General features: G+C 69.5%; 16 protein-coding genes. 9 read left to right on the top strand and 7 right to left on the bottom strand.

The features are described 5' to 3' along the window. Positions 1–5 precede the first annotated feature (5 nt). Complete coding sequence (sucD, locus tag FB475_RS21490) at positions 6–896, top strand: succinate--CoA ligase subunit alpha (protein ID WP_141858368.1); 891 nt, start codon at positions 6–8, stop codon at positions 894–896. A gap of 43 nt (positions 897–939) precedes the next feature. Here sucD and FB475_RS21495 read toward each other — a convergent pair whose 3' ends face one another. Beyond that, positions 940–2,274 carry a hypothetical protein gene (locus FB475_RS21495; RefSeq protein WP_141858369.1) on the bottom strand — a complete coding sequence of 445 codons (1,335 nt, stop codon included), beginning with the start codon at positions 2,272–2,274 and terminating at the stop codon, positions 940–942. 174 nt (positions 2,275–2,448) lie between these two features. Between FB475_RS21495 and FB475_RS21500 the strand changes: the two genes are divergently transcribed. From FB475_RS21500 to purH, 3 genes are read left to right on the top strand one after another with little or no spacing between them, the layout of a single operon-like run. Then, positions 2,449–3,693 (top strand): cell division protein PerM, encoded by a 1,245-nt coding sequence (locus FB475_RS21500; protein WP_141858370.1) that lies wholly within the window; start codon positions 2,449–2,451, stop codon positions 3,691–3,693. Between the two features lie 10 nt (positions 3,694–3,703). After that, complete coding sequence (purN, locus tag FB475_RS21505) at positions 3,704–4,333, top strand: phosphoribosylglycinamide formyltransferase (protein WP_141858371.1); 630 nt, start codon at positions 3,704–3,706, stop codon at positions 4,331–4,333. Then, positions 4,330–5,889, top strand: a complete 1,560-nt coding sequence (gene purH / locus FB475_RS21510) for a bifunctional phosphoribosylaminoimidazolecarboxamide formyltransferase/IMP cyclohydrolase (RefSeq protein ID WP_141858372.1) — start codon at positions 4,330–4,332, stop codon at positions 5,887–5,889. The genes purN and purH overlap by 4 nt, the downstream gene beginning before the upstream one ends. A gap of 43 nt (positions 5,890–5,932) precedes the next feature. Here purH and FB475_RS21515 read toward each other — a convergent pair whose 3' ends face one another. After that, positions 5,933–6,544 carry a hypothetical protein gene (locus tag FB475_RS21515; RefSeq protein ID WP_141858373.1) on the bottom strand — a complete coding sequence of 204 codons (612 nt, stop codon included), beginning with the start codon at positions 6,542–6,544 and terminating at the stop codon, positions 5,933–5,935. Positions 6,545–6,610: 66 nt separating this feature from the next. On the opposite strand from FB475_RS21515, the gene FB475_RS21520 reads away from it, so the two are divergent. Continuing rightward, positions 6,611–7,234, top strand: coding sequence for a TetR/AcrR family transcriptional regulator (locus FB475_RS21520; RefSeq protein ID WP_185759385.1), 624 nt, complete (start codon positions 6,611–6,613; stop codon positions 7,232–7,234). On the opposite strand, the gene FB475_RS21525 is transcribed toward FB475_RS21520, so the two are convergent. Both FB475_RS21525 and FB475_RS21530 read right to left on the bottom strand, forming a co-directional pair. Continuing rightward, positions 7,218–7,487 carry a DUF3017 domain-containing protein gene (locus FB475_RS21525; RefSeq protein ID WP_141859636.1) on the bottom strand — a complete coding sequence of 90 codons (270 nt, stop codon included), beginning with the start codon at positions 7,485–7,487 and terminating at the stop codon, positions 7,218–7,220. The two genes, FB475_RS21520 and FB475_RS21525, sit on opposite strands and share 17 nt — an antisense overlap. A gap of 61 nt (positions 7,488–7,548) precedes the next feature. Then, positions 7,549–8,406: a bifunctional methylenetetrahydrofolate dehydrogenase/methenyltetrahydrofolate cyclohydrolase gene (locus tag FB475_RS21530; protein WP_141858375.1), complete on the bottom strand. Its 858-nt coding sequence runs from the start codon at positions 8,404–8,406 to the stop codon at positions 7,549–7,551. A 126-nt stretch (positions 8,407–8,532) separates the two neighbouring features. On the opposite strand from FB475_RS21530, the gene FB475_RS21535 reads away from it, so the two are divergent. Beyond that, positions 8,533–9,522 carry a pirin family protein gene (locus tag FB475_RS21535; RefSeq protein ID WP_141858376.1) on the top strand — a complete coding sequence of 330 codons (990 nt, stop codon included), beginning with the start codon at positions 8,533–8,535 and terminating at the stop codon, positions 9,520–9,522. On the opposite strand, the gene FB475_RS21540 is transcribed toward FB475_RS21535, so the two are convergent. Continuing rightward, complete coding sequence (locus tag FB475_RS21540) at positions 9,519–9,830, bottom strand: cupin domain-containing protein (protein ID WP_141858377.1); 312 nt, start codon at positions 9,828–9,830, stop codon at positions 9,519–9,521. The two genes, FB475_RS21535 and FB475_RS21540, sit on opposite strands and share 4 nt — an antisense overlap. Positions 9,831–9,902: 72 nt before the next feature. On the opposite strand from FB475_RS21540, the gene FB475_RS21545 reads away from it, so the two are divergent. Next, the gene (locus FB475_RS21545) at positions 9,903–10,823 is read left to right on the top strand and encodes a helix-turn-helix domain-containing protein (RefSeq protein WP_141858378.1); all 921 of its coding nucleotides are present in this window, start codon (positions 9,903–9,905) and stop codon (positions 10,821–10,823) included. Here the strand turns inward: FB475_RS21545 and FB475_RS21550 are convergent. Further along, on the bottom strand, positions 10,811–11,449 hold the full coding sequence (locus FB475_RS21550) for a phosphotransferase (protein ID WP_141858379.1): 639 nt from the start codon (positions 11,447–11,449) through the stop codon (positions 10,811–10,813). The genes FB475_RS21545 and FB475_RS21550 overlap by 13 nt on opposite strands. Continuing rightward, positions 11,450–12,700 (bottom strand): glycoside hydrolase family 18 protein, encoded by a 1,251-nt coding sequence (locus FB475_RS21555; protein WP_141858380.1) that lies wholly within the window; start codon positions 12,698–12,700, stop codon positions 11,450–11,452. 110 nt (positions 12,701–12,810) lie between these two features. Here FB475_RS21555 and FB475_RS21560 point away from each other — a divergent pair, with 110 nt between their 5' ends. Beyond that, a complete protein-coding gene (locus FB475_RS21560) occupies positions 12,811–14,055 on the top strand; it encodes a M48 family metalloprotease (RefSeq protein WP_141858381.1) in 1,245 nt (414 codons plus the stop codon). A gap of 53 nt (positions 14,056–14,108) precedes the next feature. Further along, entirely contained in the window at positions 14,109–14,813 is a 705-nt protein-coding gene (locus FB475_RS21565; RefSeq protein ID WP_141858382.1) for a transporter substrate-binding domain-containing protein, read from the top strand. Positions 14,814–14,826 lie beyond the last annotated feature (13 nt).

Below are 14,826 nucleotides of genomic sequence, written 5' to 3' on the forward strand. Positions count from 1 at the left end.
GAACAATGTCTATCTTCCTGACCAAGGACAGCAAGGTCATCGTCCAGGGCATGACCGGCTCCGAGGGCACCAAGCACACCACCCGGATGCTCGCCTCCGGCACCAACATCGTCGGCGGCGTGAACCCGCGCAAGGCGGGCCAGAGCCAGGACTTCGACGGCAAGGCTGTGCCGGTCTTCGGTACCGTGGCGGACGCGGTCAAGGAGACCGGCGCGAACGTGTCGGTCATCTTCGTCCCGCCGAAGTTCACCAAGGACGCCGTACTGGAGGCCGTCGAGGCCGAGGTGCCGCTGGTCGTGGTGATCACCGAGGGCGTGCCGGTGCACGACACCGCCGCGTTCTTCGCCGCCGCCCAGGCGTCCGGCAAGACCCGGATCATCGGCCCGAACTGCCCCGGCATCATCACCCCGGGCGAGTCGAACGCCGGCATCATCCCGGCGGACATCGCGGGCCAGGGCCGGATCGGCCTGGTCAGCAAGTCCGGCACGCTGACGTACCAGATGATGTACGAGCTGCGCGACTTCGGGTTCTCGACCGCGATCGGTATCGGTGGCGACCCGATCATCGGGACCACCCACATCGACGCGCTGCAGGCGTTCCAGGACGACCCGGACACCGACGCGATCGTGATGATCGGTGAGATCGGTGGTGACGCCGAGGAGCGGGCGGCCGCGTTCATCAAGGAGAACGTGACCAAGCCGGTCGTCGGGTACGTCGCGGGCTTCACCGCGCCGGAGGGCAAGACCATGGGTCACGCCGGCGCGATCGTCTCCGGCTCGTCCGGTACGGCGGCGGCGAAGCAGGAGGCCCTCGAGGCCGTTGGCGTGAAGGTCGGCAAGACGCCGACCGAGACCGCCAACCTGATGCGCGAGATCATGCAGGGCCTGAGCAAGTAAGCCTTGTTGCGGGGCCTGTCTCTCACGGGGCAGGCCCCGTTTTCTATTTGTAGGCGGCGGAGCGGTCGACCGCGCGGACCAGCGTGTCGTTGAACGCTGCGTCGGTGATGTCCAGGTCCTTCAGCACCGGGAAGAGCAGATACACGACCCGGTCCCCGGCCCCGGCGATCCCGATCCGGTAGTGGAACTTCTTCCCGTCGCCGCTGTCGTAGGTCGCCTTCCAGCTCTTGCCGCTGACCGTGCCGGTCTTGACCGTGCCGGTCGACTGGACCTGCGCGTTCGAGACGTTCTTCTCGCAGGCGTCGACGTTCTTCCGGATCTTGTCCAGGAACGCGGCGGCCAGCGGGGCGGTCGGGAACTTGGCGACGGTGTCGTCCATGCCGAACTCGGTCGGCACCTTCGCCTCCGGCGTCACGTACGTGACCGTGCCGTACTTCTTCGGCTTGGCCTTCTTCAGGCTGAGCTTCTCGCAGCCGGTGCCGTCGGTGGTCTGCGCCGGCGCGCTCACCCACGGCTTGTCCACCTGCGCCAGCAGCGGCAGGTCGACCGGTGCCATGAATCCAGGCGTGTCGACGTTCGGCAGCAGGGCCGGTGTCGCGACCCGCGCTCCGGTGCCGCAACCGCCGGTCTGGGAACAGATCTTCTTCGTCGCGGCGCTGGTGGCCGCGAGGACGAGGTCGGGCCGCGGCGGGGTCGCCGCCATGGTGTCGTGCTCGACCACCATCGTCGCCTGCCCTGACAGCGTCACCGAGACCGTCTTGTACTTCGTCGTCTTCGCGCCCGGCACCTGTCCGAAGACCGCGATCACGCCGGAGTCGCCGACGCCGGTCATCGTGTATCCCGCGGACAACCGGGTCTGCGGGGTGGTGCACTGGCTGAGCCAGCGGACCACCGTGTTGTAGGTGTTCGCCGCGGTGGCCTTGTCGTTGGACACGTCGATGTACTGCACCGCGGTGTCCTTGGTGGTCGTGTTCTGCAGCGTGCGGACCCAGGTCCGCAGACCCGACGGGTCGGCGAACCGCTGCAGTTGGCACGCGAACGAGGTGTTCGGGGCCGAGTCGCCGCCGGCCGTACCGGTGACGGTCCAGACGCCGGTCGCGCCGAGCGCCTTCGCGCCCGTGGCGTCCAGCAGCACGTTGTCGTCGGCGAGCACGGTCGACTGGCCGGCCTTGTCGTCGCTCGGGCTGCCGCCGGCCTTCGGAGCGGAGCCGTTGTCGCCGCCGAAGGCGTTCAGCGCGGCGATCCCGCCGCCGCCGACCAGGAGGACGACGGCCACACCGGCGGCGATCGTCTGGTTCCGCTTGCGCGCCTGGCGGCGCCGCGCCTCCCGGGCAGCGGCGCGCGTGCCGCCGCGTTGTCCACGGTGGGAACCGGCCAAAGCTCGACCTCCTGACTGATTCCACCCGACAGTACCGGGTGGACCCGTGCGGCTCCCATTCCGCTACCAGCAGGCGAACACCGGGAACGGACGGTAAGCAGGCGGGCTGAAGTCTCGCACACCCGGCGTGTCAGGACGAGTGGCGTCCGTACCCGGGGAGACGATGGGAGTCAGATGACCGACATGCTGAGCCGCCCGGGCGCGCGGGACGGCGAAACGCCCACGTCGGAGATCGCCGCCGCCCCGACCAAGCCCTTGCTGGTGTCGGCCGTGATCTCCGCCGGAGCCTGCCTGCTCACCGGCCTGCTGACCTGCGCCGCGGTCGCCGTGATCGGCTGGCTGGGCGCCACCTTCGGCGGTGCCTCCGGTGCGGTCCGGGCCGGCGCCGGAGCCTGGCTGGTCGCGCACAAGGCAGGGGTCACGATCGGTACGGGACGGATCAGTATCGCGCCGCTCGGTCTGACCCTGTTCTTCGCCTGGTGTCTGTACCGCGGCGGCAAGTCGGCGGCCCGGTCCAGCGGTGCCGATCGGACCAGGGACCTGGTCCTGCTGGCCCTGGGTTTCGCGGTCGTCTACGGCCTCGGCGGCCTGATCGTGGCGTTGCTCACGGCGGACGGTGCCCTGAAGGTGTCGGCGTTCTCCGCCTTCCTCGGTGCGTTCTCGCTGGCGCTGGTCGCGGGTCTCGCGGGCATCGTCGTCGAGTCCGGTGCGGGCGCGGACATCGCCGACGCGACCCCGGCCGGGCTGCGGGACGTCGTACCGGCCGCGCTGGCCGCCGTACTCACGATCGTCGCGCTCGCCTCGGTGCTGTACGCCGTCCTCCTCGCGATCCACTTCTCCCGGATCACCGGCATGCTCGAGCTGCTCGACGCCGGCGTGATCGGGTCGGTGGTGCTGTTCGCGATCTGCCTGATGCTGATGCCGAACCTGATCCTGTACGTGATCGCGTTCCTGGCCGGGCCCGGGTTCCAGCTCGGGACCGGTACGACGATCGCCCCGACCGGAGTCGACGTGGGGAACCTGCCGGCGCTTCCGCTGCTGGCCGCAGTACCGGCCGACGGGTCCACGCCGACGTACCTGCTCGCGCTGACGGCCCTCGTACCGCTGGCGGCCGGGGCCGTCGCGGGGCTGGTCGTGGTACGGCGAGGGCTCGCGGAGCGGGACGCGGACGCGCTCGGGTGGGACGCCTTCGCGCTCCGGGGCGCGATGGCGGCGGTGCTCGCGGGCGTGATCCTGTTCGCGCTGCTGGCGATGTCGGGCGGTTCGGCCGGGCCGGGCCGGATGTCCGTGGTCGGGGTCCCGGGCGCGCTGCCGGCGGCCGGCGTACTGGCTGCCGGGATGGCGATCGGGGCGGCGATCACGGCCGCGGTGGTGTCCGCGCGGCGACCGGCTGACGATGGGGCCGACCCCGAGCGATAGGCTTCGCGCCGTGACTGCTGCTTCTTCCGACTCCGGTTCCGCACGCCTGGTCGTGCTCGTGTCGGGGTCGGGATCGAACCTGCAGGCCCTGCTGGACGCCTGCGCCGACCCAGAGTACGGCGCCCAGGTCGTGGCCGTCGGCGCCGACCGGGAGGGGATCGCCGGACTGGACCGCGCGGCGGCCGCCGGGGTGCCGACGTTCGTGCACAAGGTGAAGTCGTACGCCGAGCGCGCCGACTGGGACCGGGCGCTGACCGAGTCGGTCGCGGCCTACAAGCCTGACCTGGTCATCTCGGCCGGGTTCCTGAAGCTGGTCGGCGACGACTTCCTCGCGGAGTTCGGCGACCGCTACATCAACACCCACAACGCGCTGCTGCCGGCCTTCCCCGGGATCCACGGTCCCCGGGACGCGCTGGAGTACGGCGTGAAGGTCGCCGGGGCGACGCTGTTCTTCGTGGACGGCGGCGTCGACACCGGGCCGATCATCGCTCAGGTCGTCGTACCGGTCGAGGACGACGACACCGAAGAAACCCTGACCGAGCGGATCAAGGAGGTCGAACGCCGCCAGCTGGTGGAATGGGTCGGCCGGCTGGTCCGCGACGGCTGGACCATCACCGGACGAAAGGTTCGACTGAAGTGAGCACCGACCGCAGGCCGATCCGCCGCGCGCTGATCAGCGTCTACGACAAGACCGGTCTGGAGGAGCTCGCCACCGCGCTGCACACCGCCGGTGTCCAGCTGGTGTCGACCGGCTCCACCGCGGCCCGGATCGCGGCGGCCGGCGTACCGGTGACCAAGGTCGAGGAGCTGACCGGGTTCCCGGAGTGCCTCGACGGGCGCGTCAAGACGCTGCACCCTCTCGTGCACGCCGGATTGCTCGCGGACCTGCGTAAGCCCGATCACGTCGAGCAGTTGCGGGAGATGCGGGTCGAGCCGTTCGACCTGCTGGTCAGCAACCTGTACCCGTTCTCGGAGACGGTCGCGTCCGGCGCGTCGGTGGACGAGTGCATCGAGCAGATCGACATCGGCGGGCCGTCGATGGTGCGCGGAGCCGCGAAGAACCACGCGAACGTCGCTGTGGTGACGTCGTCGTCGCAGTACGAGGCGCTGTACGCGGCGTTGAAGGAGGGCGGGTTCTCGCTCGAGCAGCGTCAGCAGCTGGCCGCCGCGGCCTTCGTCCACACGGCGGAGTACGACATCGCCGTCGCCTCCTGGATGGGCAACGTACTCACGGACTCCAGCGAGGGCACGGGCTTCCCGGCGTGGGTCGGTGCTTCGTGGGAGAAGGCCGCCGTCCTGCGGTACGGCGAGAACCCGCACCAGCCGGCCGCCCTGTACCTGAACGGCCGCGGCGGTCTCGCGGCGGCGGAGCAGTTGCACGGCAAGGAGATGTCGTACAACAACTACGTCGACGCCGATGCGGCCCGGCGTACCGCCTATGACTTCAGTGAGCCGGCGGTCGCGATCATCAAGCACGCGAACCCGTGCGGTATCGCGGTCGGCAAGGACATCGCCGAGGCGCACCGGCGGGCGCACGAATGCGACCCGGTGTCGGCGTACGGCGGTGTGATCGCGACGAACCGGCCGGTCACCGTGGACCTCGCCAAGCAGGTCGCGGAGATCTTCACCGAGGTGCTGGTCGCTCCGGCGTTCGAGGACGGCGCGGTCGAGATTCTGCAGGCCAAGAAGAACATCCGGCTGCTGGTTGCTCCGGCAGTGACCGGGGACGAGCCCGTCGAGCTGCGGGCGATCAGCGGCGGGCTGCTGCTGCAGCACCGCGACCGCTTCCAGGCACCCGGCGACGACCCCTCCAACTGGACCCTCGCCGCCGGTGCGCCCGCCTCCGACGAGGTGCTCGCCGACCTCGCCTTCGCCTGGAGGGCCTGCCGCGCGGTCAAGTCCAACGCGATCCTGCTGGCCGCCGACGGCGCGTCCGTCGGCGTCGGCATGGGCCAGGTCAACCGCGTCGACTCGTGTCGGCTGGCCGTCTCTCGCGCGGGTGATCGCGCCACTGGCTCGGTCGCTGCCTCCGACGCCTTCTTCCCCTTCCCCGACGGCCTCGAGGTCCTCATCGAGGGCGGCGTCAAGGCAGTCGTCCAGCCGGGTGGCTCGATCCGCGACGAGGCAGCCATCGAGGCCGCGAACAAGGCCGGCATCACGATGTACTTCACCGGTACGCGCCACTTCTTCCACTGAGTTCACGACGTCCGCCCGGAGCTGCCGATCCGGGCGGACGTTCTTATTCGGTGGTCAGCAGGCGTACTCCGATCGCGGCGATCAGAAGGTCGGCCACGGCGATCGCCACGTACGTGGTGAAGCTGGTGAAGCCGGTGGCGAAGATGGCCGGCGTGACGACCAGCAGCTGGAAGGCGCCGAAGATTAGTGGCAGGACGGACCAGCCCTGGTTTCGGCGCGACGCGATGCCGTAGCCGATCATGCCGAGGTCGGCGATCAGCAGGCCGATGCCGAAGACGGCACTGGCTGCGTTGGTGGCCGCATCGTCGAACGTCTTGTCGGCCACGAGGATCAGGACCAGCTCACCGGGCACGGTGATGGCGAAGCCGATGACCGACAGCGCGGCGAAAACCCTCAGCGAGCGCCGTCCCGTACTGGACGAGACCAGCGCGAACACGCCGTACGCCATCAGTGCCTGCGTGAGCGCGAAGAAGACCTGCACCCAGCGGAACTGCGCCGGCGTGACGGGGTAGCTGAGGAACTGGTCGGTGACGACCGGAGTGACGAAGAGCAGGGCGGTGTTGCCCGCGATCGCCAGCAGCGCGCCGGCGATCGCGGCGATCCCGCCGTACTTCCTCCGGGTGAGCGCGACCGAGTGGTCGATGGACAGCGTCATGGTTCCCCCTCGCTGGATATTTCACTAGAGTGCTCACTAGTGATGAATCCAGTAGAGTGTGGTCTCGTGGCAGATGTCAAGCAGTCCCGGCGGGAGAAGGCGCAGGAGACGCGCCGGCGGATGGTGGCGGCGGCGTACCGCCGGTTCACCGAGGACGGGTACTCCGCGACGCCGATGGACGTGATCGCCAAGGACGCCGGGGTCGCGGTGCAGACGCTGTACTTCACGTTCCGTACCAAGGGCGACCTGCTGCAGGCGGCGTACGAGTTCGCGGTCGAGGGACCGGTGCCGGTACCGCCACACCTGTCGGACTGGTGGCGCGCGGCCGAGGAAGCACCGGACATCGAGACGGCGCTGCGGCTGTTCGTCGACGGCACGATGACGGTCTTCGAACGCGCGGCGCCGCTCGTGTGGGTGGTCCTCGGCGACGAGAACGCACGCAAGAGCTACGAGTACAACGACGGCCTGCGCCGCACGGGCTACGAGCGCGCGATCACGTTCCTGGCCGCCAAACACCCTCTCCGTGAGGGTCTTTCGGAGACTCGCGCCCGCGACATCCTGCTGGTCCTACTGGGCCCTCAGCTCTACAACCAGTACACCCGAGACCTCAACTGGACCGCCGAAGAGGTCGCGGCCTGGACCACGAACGCCCTACTGGAGCAGCTGTTCGGCGTCAGTTCGGGACGATGAGGCCCAGGACGGCGATGGCGACGGCGGTGAGGAAGAGGAAGGTCGTGTCGAACATGCGGCTGCGGACGTGCAGGAGGCCGGCGGCCGTGTCGGAGAGGCTGGCGCGGAGGACTGCGGCCAGGCCCACCGAGCCGGCGAACACGAGGACTCCGTTGCGCCAGTTGTAGAACCAGATGACGACCAGGCCGGTCAGGGCAACCAGCAGCGACAAGGCCAGCGGCCACTGGCTGCGGCGCTGGGCCTCGCCGGCCATCAGCACGTCACACCCGTCGCGAACGCGGCACCGGCCACGGGTCGGCCGCTCGGGTTCCTGCTCACCTCGCGAGGCCCGCTTCGGCGGCTTCGACGACGTTGGTCAGCAGCATCGCGCGGGTCATCGGGCCGATGCCGCCGGGCATCGGGGCGATCCAGGACGCCTGCTCGCGGGCCGCCTGCTCGATGTCGCCGACGATCTTGCCCTCGGCGCTGCGGCTGGTGCCGACGTCGAGGAGTACGGCACCGGGCTTCACCATGTCCGCGGTGATCAGCCCGGCCGACCCCGCGGCGGCGATCACGATGTCGCCGGTCCGGACGACCGCGGCCAGGTCCTTCGTACCGGTGTGGCACTGGGTGACGGTCGCGTTCTCGCTCCTCCGGGTGAACAGCAGGCCCATCGGGCGGCCCGCGGTCACGCCACGCCCGACCACGACGACATGGGCGCCGGCGATCGGTACGTCGTACCGCCGGAGAATCTCCACGCAGCCCTTCGGCGTGCACGGCAGCGGGCCGTCCTGCCCGAGGACGAGCTTGCCGAGGCTGACCGGGTGCAGGCCGTCGGCGTCCTTGGCCGGGTCGATCAGCCCGAGGATCGTGTTCGTGTCGACGTGCTTCGGCAGCGGGAGCTGGACGATGAAGCCGGTACAGCTCGGGTTCTCGTTGAGCTCGCGCACCTTCGCGGCGATCTCGCCCTCGGTCGCGGTCTCCGGCAGCTCCACCTGGATCGAGGAGATCCCGACCGCGGCGCAGTCGCGGTGCTTACCCGCGACGTACGCCCGGCTGCCCGGGTCGTCGCCCACCAGAATCGTCCCGAGCCCAGGCACCACACCCTGCTCGGCGAGCTTCGCGACCCGGACCTTCAACTCGTCCTTGATCGCCGCCGCCGTCGCCTTACCGTCCAAGATCTGCGCCGTCACGCCCCGAGTCTCCCACGCCGCGACCTACCACCGACGCCTCGCCCCCGGGGTTGGGAATGGGTGGGTCCTTGCCGCGGTTCCAGAAGATAGTTTATTCTTGAACTACCGACCAGCGAGGAGCACACCATGCCCGCCGTGACCGTCAACGACATCACCGTCCTGCCGCGGATCAGCCCGCAGGACCCTGCCGCGGTGCACGAGCGGGCCGTGAAGTCGGTGACGTCCGCGCCGAGCGGGTACGAGGGCGAGGGCTTCCCGGTCCGGCGCGCCTTCGCCGGCGTCGACCTCCGCGACCTGGACCCGTTCATCCACATGGACCAGATGGGCGAGGTGGAGTACGCGCCGGGCGAGCCGAAGGGCACCCCGTGGCACCCGCACCGCGGTTTCGAGACCGTCACGTACATGCTCGACGGGATCATGGAGCACCAGGACTCCAACGGTGGTGGCGGCGTGATTTCCAACGGCGACACGCAATGGATGACCGCAGGTAGCGGACTTCTGCACATCGAGACGCCGCCGGAACACCTGGTGCTCAGCGGCGGCCTGTTCCACGGCATCCAGCTCTGGGTGAACCTGCCGAAGGCGCTCAAGTGGGCGCCGCCGCGGTACCAGGACATCCGCGGCGGCGACTCCGCGCTGCTGTCCACGCCGGACGGCGGATCGTTGATCCGGGTTATCGCCGGTACGGTCGACGGGCACGACGGCCCGGGTTCGACGCACACCCCGATCACGCTGGTGCACGCGACGGTCAGCCCGGGCGCCGAGATGGTGCTGCCGTGGCAGCCGGACTACAACGCGCTCGTCTACGTGCTGGCCGGCCAGGGTACGGTCGGCGCCGACCGGCGGCCGATCCGCAAGGGGCAGTTGGCCGTGTTCGGGCCGGGTGACGTCCTCCGTACGGCGGCCGGTACGACGCAACCGCAGGCGGAGCCGAACCTCGACGTCCTGGTGATCGGCGGCCGCCCGATCCGCGAGCCGATCGCGATGGCCGGCCCGTTCGTGATGAACACCCGCGCCGAGGTGATCCAGGCCTTCGAGGACTTCCAGGCCGGCAAGCTCGGCAGCATCCCCGCGGTCCACGGCGCACCGACCGAATTAGGTAGTACTGAGAACTAACCCTCGGGGTAGAAGAGGAACAGGGTGCAGCCCGCGGTCGACTGCGGGACGTGCGACGACCCGGCCGGTGCGTGGATGAACGAGCCGGCCGGGTAGTCGCGTTCACCGTCGTTGAAGATGCCGTCGACGACGAAGACCTCCTCGGGGCCCGGGTCGTGTACGTCGATGCCTTGCCAGCGTGAGCCCGGGTCCATCTGCAGGACGTACGCCTTGGCGACCTCGCCCGACCAGAGCGGTCGGAGGCGGATGCCGGGGAAGACTTCGCGGACGGGTGCGTCGTGCATCGACGCCCATTCGTAGGTTTCCATGTCGTCGATTCTCGGGTTGTGCACAGGTTTGTCCCCAGTGTCTGGATAGTCTCGGTGCGGTACTTTTCTGCCATGCATCGAGTGGTCGCGCTGGTGACTGCGCCGCAGGCCAGCTTCGAGTTCGGGTGTGCGGCGGTGGTGTTCCGGGATCCGCCGTACCGGTTCAGCGTGTGTGCTGAGCGGGCGGGGAGCGTGCGCACCACCGAGGGAGTCGACATGGTGGTACGCGCGGGGCTCCGGGCGCTGGATCGGGCGGACACGATCGTGGTGCCAGGGTGGTTGCCGGTCGATCGGGTGCCGCCGGCGGCGGTGGTCATGGCGTTGCGGCGGGCGCATCGGCGGGGTGCCCGGTTGGTCAGCATCTGCTCGGGGGCGTACTTGCTCGCGGCAACCGGTCTGCTGGACGGTCGGCGGGTGGCCACGCATTGGCGGTATGCGGACGAGCTGCAGCGGCGGTTTCCTGCGGTGCGCGTGGATGCGGACGTGCTCTACATCGATCACGGCGATGTGGCGACCAGCGGTGGGTCCGGTACCGGGATCGACCTGTGTCTGGAGTTGGTACGGCGGGACTTCGGGGCGGCGTATGCGGCGCGGGTCGCGCGGCGGATGGTGATGCCGCCACATCGCGAAGGCGGTCAGTCGCAGTACCGCTCCGAGGACGAGGTGGCCACCGAATCCTTGGGTGGGGTGTTGGAGTGGGCGGGCGAGCGGTTGGCGGATCCGTTGACCGTCGGGGATCTGGCTCGGCGGGCGAATGTGTCGGAGCGGACGCTGGCCCGGCGGTTCGGGGAGCAGCTAGGGGTTTCGCCGGGGCAGTGGCTGCTGGCCCAGCGGATCGCGCGGACGCGGGTGTTGCTGGAGGAGACCGACCTGTCGGTGGATGCGATCGCCACCAAGGTCGGCCTGTCGTCGGCGACCAATCTGCGCAGACGGTTCCGCGCCGCGCTCCGGACGACCCCGAGCGCCTACCGCCGGGCGTATCAGGGCAAGTAGTCGTCGATCTCGACGGTCAGGTACTGCTCGATCCGCGGGTCGTCCGGATCGCCGCCGTACAACTCGACGAAGCGCCGCGCCGCGGGCGGTCCGCCGTACTGCGGGTTCAGGTTGCCCCGCAGGCTCCCGAACATCAGCGAGAGATCGACGTACCGATCGCCGGTGCCCAGGCGACTCAGGTCGAGGAGGCCGGCGAACCGCAGTGTTTCCGGGTCGATGAAGACGTTCGGTGCGCAGTAGTCCCCGTGCGTGACGGCCGAGCCGTCGCCGGGGAACGGCGAATCGAAAGGACATCCGCTCAACGAGTCCAGCGCGCGCAGACCGGCGGCCAGCGCGGCCAGGACGGCCGGGCGGTCGGCGGCGGGCCAGTCCTGGGAGGCGTCCCGTCCCGCCAACTCGGTGGTCAGCAACCAGTTGTTGCCGCGGTCAACGATCCCCGGGCACGGGAATCCGGTCGACCCGAGCCACGCCAACCGGTCGGCCTCGGCCGGAACACCGGCTCCGGCCTTGTAGTAAAGGCGTTCCGAGCCGCGGGTCAGCCGGACGACGGTCGCCTCGGAGCATCCGACGTGGACCACCGAGGCGCCGTCGGCACCGAATCGATCCTGGAGTACGTTGAGATCCACTCACCGAAGGTTACGGTGCAACGCCGAGATCAGCTCCCCATTTGCGGTGTCACCGTCCAGCGACCAGATCATCGCGCCGCCGAGATCACGCTGCGAGATGTACTGCGCCTTGCGTGCCATCTCGACCGGATCGTCCCAGGTCCAGAACGTCGTACCGTCGAACAGCCAGGCGAATCCGGCGCGGTTGTCGCGGTAGACCGTGTAGTTCGCCAGCTGCGCCTTCAAGTACCGGTAGTCGTCCGTACCGGCCTCGAATGTTCCCGGCGCCGGCCCGGTCGACGGCTGGAAGAGCCCGTGGTTCTGGTTCGTCACCCCGGTCCACCCGTGCGAGTAGAACGGCACGCCCATCACTAGTTTGTCCCGCGGCGCGCCACGCGACAGGTACGCGTCGATCGTCACCCGTGAGCTGAACTCGGGCGTGGTCGGATCGCCCGCCGGACCGCGCAGAGCGGACTGCTGGTTCGTGAGGTTCTCCCACGGACCGTGGTAGTCGTACCCCTGCGTCGTACCGAACGTCAGGTCCTTGAACAGCTGCCGGACCTCGAACCCGCGATCGATCATCGCCGGATTCGCCGGCAGGAATGCGGTCAGGTTGTACCGCGGTCCCATTTGCTTGCGGTACTCGTGGACCAGCGCGGTGAAGTTCTGCTTGTCCTCGGGCCGGATCACGTTGCCCGGGTTGCCGTCGCTGGCCGGCCACTCCCAGTCCAGGTCGACCCCGTCGAAGATCCCCTCCGCCGCGCCCGCGGGGAGACCCGGCAGGTTCCCCTTCAGCCACAGGTCGATGCAGGACTTCACGTGCGCGGCCCGCGACGCCGGCGTGAGGGCCGCGTCGGAGAAGTGCGCCGAGCCGGTCCAGCCGCCGAGCGAGATGCTGATCCGCAGCTTCGGGTACTTCTGCTTGAGTTCCTTGAGCTGGTTCAGGTTTCCGTTGAGCACCTGACCCGGCTCGTCGGCCTTGCCGTTCACACTCTGCTCGGCGGTGAACGGCCGCTGGTAGTCGGCCCACGGATCGCTGCTGGTGCAGTTCCCCTGGGCGTCGACGAAGCCGAACGCGTAGTTGATCTGGGTCAGCCGCGCCGCGGACCCGTTCTTCACCAGATCGCTGACCAGGAAGTTCCGGCCGTACCCGCTCCAGTTGGTGTAGTACCCGACCACTCGCTTGCTCTCGTGCGCTTCCGCCGGCACCGCAAGAGTCGTTGGTACGACCATCGCAGCCGCCAGCAGCAGCCCCAGACTCCGACGCCTCATGACACCCCCATCGGACGATTCCTGCGCCACACAGTAGAACCGCGCACACACTTACACAATGTCTCTGCAAAAACTCACTGGATGCCCCCGTGAGCCCGCATGCTGGCCGGATGACGATCGACAGCGCGGTTGACTGCCCGCAGTGCAGCCGGCCGTTGCCGCAGGACAAGCGGTACGCGGTCTGGTGCCGGCACTGCGGGTGGAACCTGGGGCCCGCGCCCACGCCGGACGAGCCGGCCTGGCAGCTCGAGCGGGAACGCAAACTCGCCGATTCGCTCGTCGAACGCCCGGCGTCAGGACCGGAGCGGTCGCTCGGTGCGTTCCTGTTGTCGTTGCCGGTCCTGCTCGTGCCGCTACCCGGTCTGCTCGGTGGAATCGCCCTGCTCGCGTTCTACCGCCCGATCTGGTTCGCGGCGCCGTTCGCGGCGGTCCTGTTCGTCATCACAGCGATCTTCCGTCCGCGCATCACCCGCCTCCCGGACGGCGCGCAGTACGTCACCAGGGCCGAAGCACCCCAGCTGTACGACGTCCTCGACCGCTTGGCCGCGCACACCGGTACGCCGAAACTGGGACACGTCGTCGTCACCACCGGCACCCGGATCGCGGTCGACCGGGTCGGTTGGCGCTACCGCCGTACGCTCCGCATCGGCCTCGCGGCCTGGAGCGTCCTCGGCCCGCAGGAGCGGTACGCCGCACTCGCACACGCCCTGTACGACGACCAGCGCGGCCTGCACGACCGGGTGCTCGGCGCCGCGCAGCACATCATCGGCGAACTCGCGGCGGCCGTCACGCCGGGCGCGCTCGACTCCGCCGGCGACGGGCGGATCAAACACTCCGAAGGCGTCGTGGTGATCGTCGGGCAGGGCAGCGACGACCAGATCCTGCACGCCTGGCTCGTCAAGCTCGGCAGCGCCGTGCTCGGTCCACCGATCCGCGGGTACCGCCGGCTGCTGCACCGCCTCGACCTGGCCGGCCGGCAGCGGCGCGAGTACCGCATCGACCGCCGGGTGGCCGAGCAGGTCGGATCCGAACCGGCCGCGGCCTCGCTCGAACGCGTCCTGCTCGCCGGAATCGCCCTGCGCGCCCTCGAGCGGGCCGTTCGGTTCGACCGGTTGACCGATCCGCTCGACACGTTGCGGCGTACCGCGGCCGAGATCCCCGACCACGAGTTCGCACGGCTGGTGCGCGTGGACCAGGCATCCAACGGGCGCAGCGACGTCGACCATCCGCCGACCTGGCAGCGGACCCGCCTGTTGCGCGCGCACCCGACGCCGACGACCAGCGTGTTCGCGCCGGTCAAGGACGACGAACTCAGGGCCGCGGCACGAGCGGCAGCCGCCGTGCTGCACGAATGACGAGATGCGTCAGTCCGCGGTGCGGACCCGGGTACCTGGATAGGGTCGCCGGCATGACGACTGTTGCCGCTGACCTCGCGCCCACCGGTGTGCTTCGCGCCTCGATCAACCTCGGGAATCCGGTGCTCGCGCAGGGTACGCCGGACGCGCCCACTGGGATCACCGTCGACATCGCGCGCGAGCTGACCAAGCGGCTCGACCTGCCGCTGGAGCTGGTCTGCTTCGACGCGGCCCGGAAGTCGTTCGAGGCGCTGACCACCGGCCAGGCGGACATCTGCTTCCTCGCGATCGAGCCGGCCCGGGCGGCCGAGGTCGCGTTCACCGCGCCGTACGTCGTGATCGAAGGCGTCTTCACCGTCCCGCAGGACTCGACGCTGACCACGGTCGCCGAGGTGGACGCGCCGGGCGTGCGGATCGGCGTCAAGCAGGGTTCGGCGTACGACCTGTACCTGACCAGGACGTTGCAGCACGCCGAGATCGTCCGGGGCGCCGAAGGGGTGGACGTGTTCCGCGCCGAGGGCCTCGAGGTCGCGGCCGGGATCCGCCAGCCGATCACGCAGTACGTCGCGCAGAACCCGGACCTGCGGCTGATCGACGAGCGGTTCATGCAGATCCAGCAGGCCGTCGGTACGACGAAGGACAAGAGCGCTGAGACGGTCGCTTACCTCACTGACCTGATCGACGAGCTGAAGTCCTCCGGCTTCGTCGCTGCGTCCCTCAGCTCGGCCGGGCAGTCCAGCACTCTCGTCGCCCCGTAGCGGAAAGTAGTCA

It is taken from the genome of Kribbella jejuensis (assembly GCF_006715085.1).
Taxonomy (GTDB): domain Bacteria; phylum Actinomycetota; class Actinomycetes; order Propionibacteriales; family Kribbellaceae; genus Kribbella; species Kribbella jejuensis.

Excerpts from the sequence above, each read along its gene's own strand:
- FB475_RS21545 (WP_141858378.1), top strand. The coding sequence starts at position 9,903 with ATGCATCGAGTGGTCGCGCTGGTGACTGCGCCGCAGGCCAGCTTCGAG.
- FB475_RS21540 (WP_141858377.1), bottom strand. The coding sequence starts at position 9,830 with ATGGAAACCTACGAATGGGCGTCGATGCACGACGCACCCGTCCGCGAA.
- sucD (WP_141858368.1), top strand. The coding sequence starts at position 6 with ATGTCTATCTTCCTGACCAAGGACAGCAAGGTCATCGTCCAGGGCATG.
- FB475_RS21515 (WP_141858373.1), bottom strand. The coding sequence starts at position 6,544 with ATGACGCTGTCCATCGACCACTCGGTCGCGCTCACCCGGAGGAAGTAC.
- FB475_RS21525 (WP_141859636.1), bottom strand. The coding sequence starts at position 7,487 with ATGGCCGGCGAGGCCCAGCGCCGCAGCCAGTGGCCGCTGGCCTTGTCG.
- FB475_RS21560 (WP_141858381.1), top strand. The coding sequence starts at position 12,811 with ATGACGATCGACAGCGCGGTTGACTGCCCGCAGTGCAGCCGGCCGTTG.
- FB475_RS21555 (WP_141858380.1), bottom strand. The coding sequence starts at position 12,700 with ATGAGGCGTCGGAGTCTGGGGCTGCTGCTGGCGGCTGCGATGGTCGTA.
- FB475_RS21565 (WP_141858382.1), top strand. The coding sequence starts at position 14,109 with ATGACGACTGTTGCCGCTGACCTCGCGCCCACCGGTGTGCTTCGCGCC.
- FB475_RS21500 (WP_141858370.1), top strand. The coding sequence starts at position 2,449 with ATGACCGACATGCTGAGCCGCCCGGGCGCGCGGGACGGCGAAACGCCC.
- FB475_RS21535 (WP_141858376.1), top strand. The coding sequence starts at position 8,533 with ATGCCCGCCGTGACCGTCAACGACATCACCGTCCTGCCGCGGATCAGC.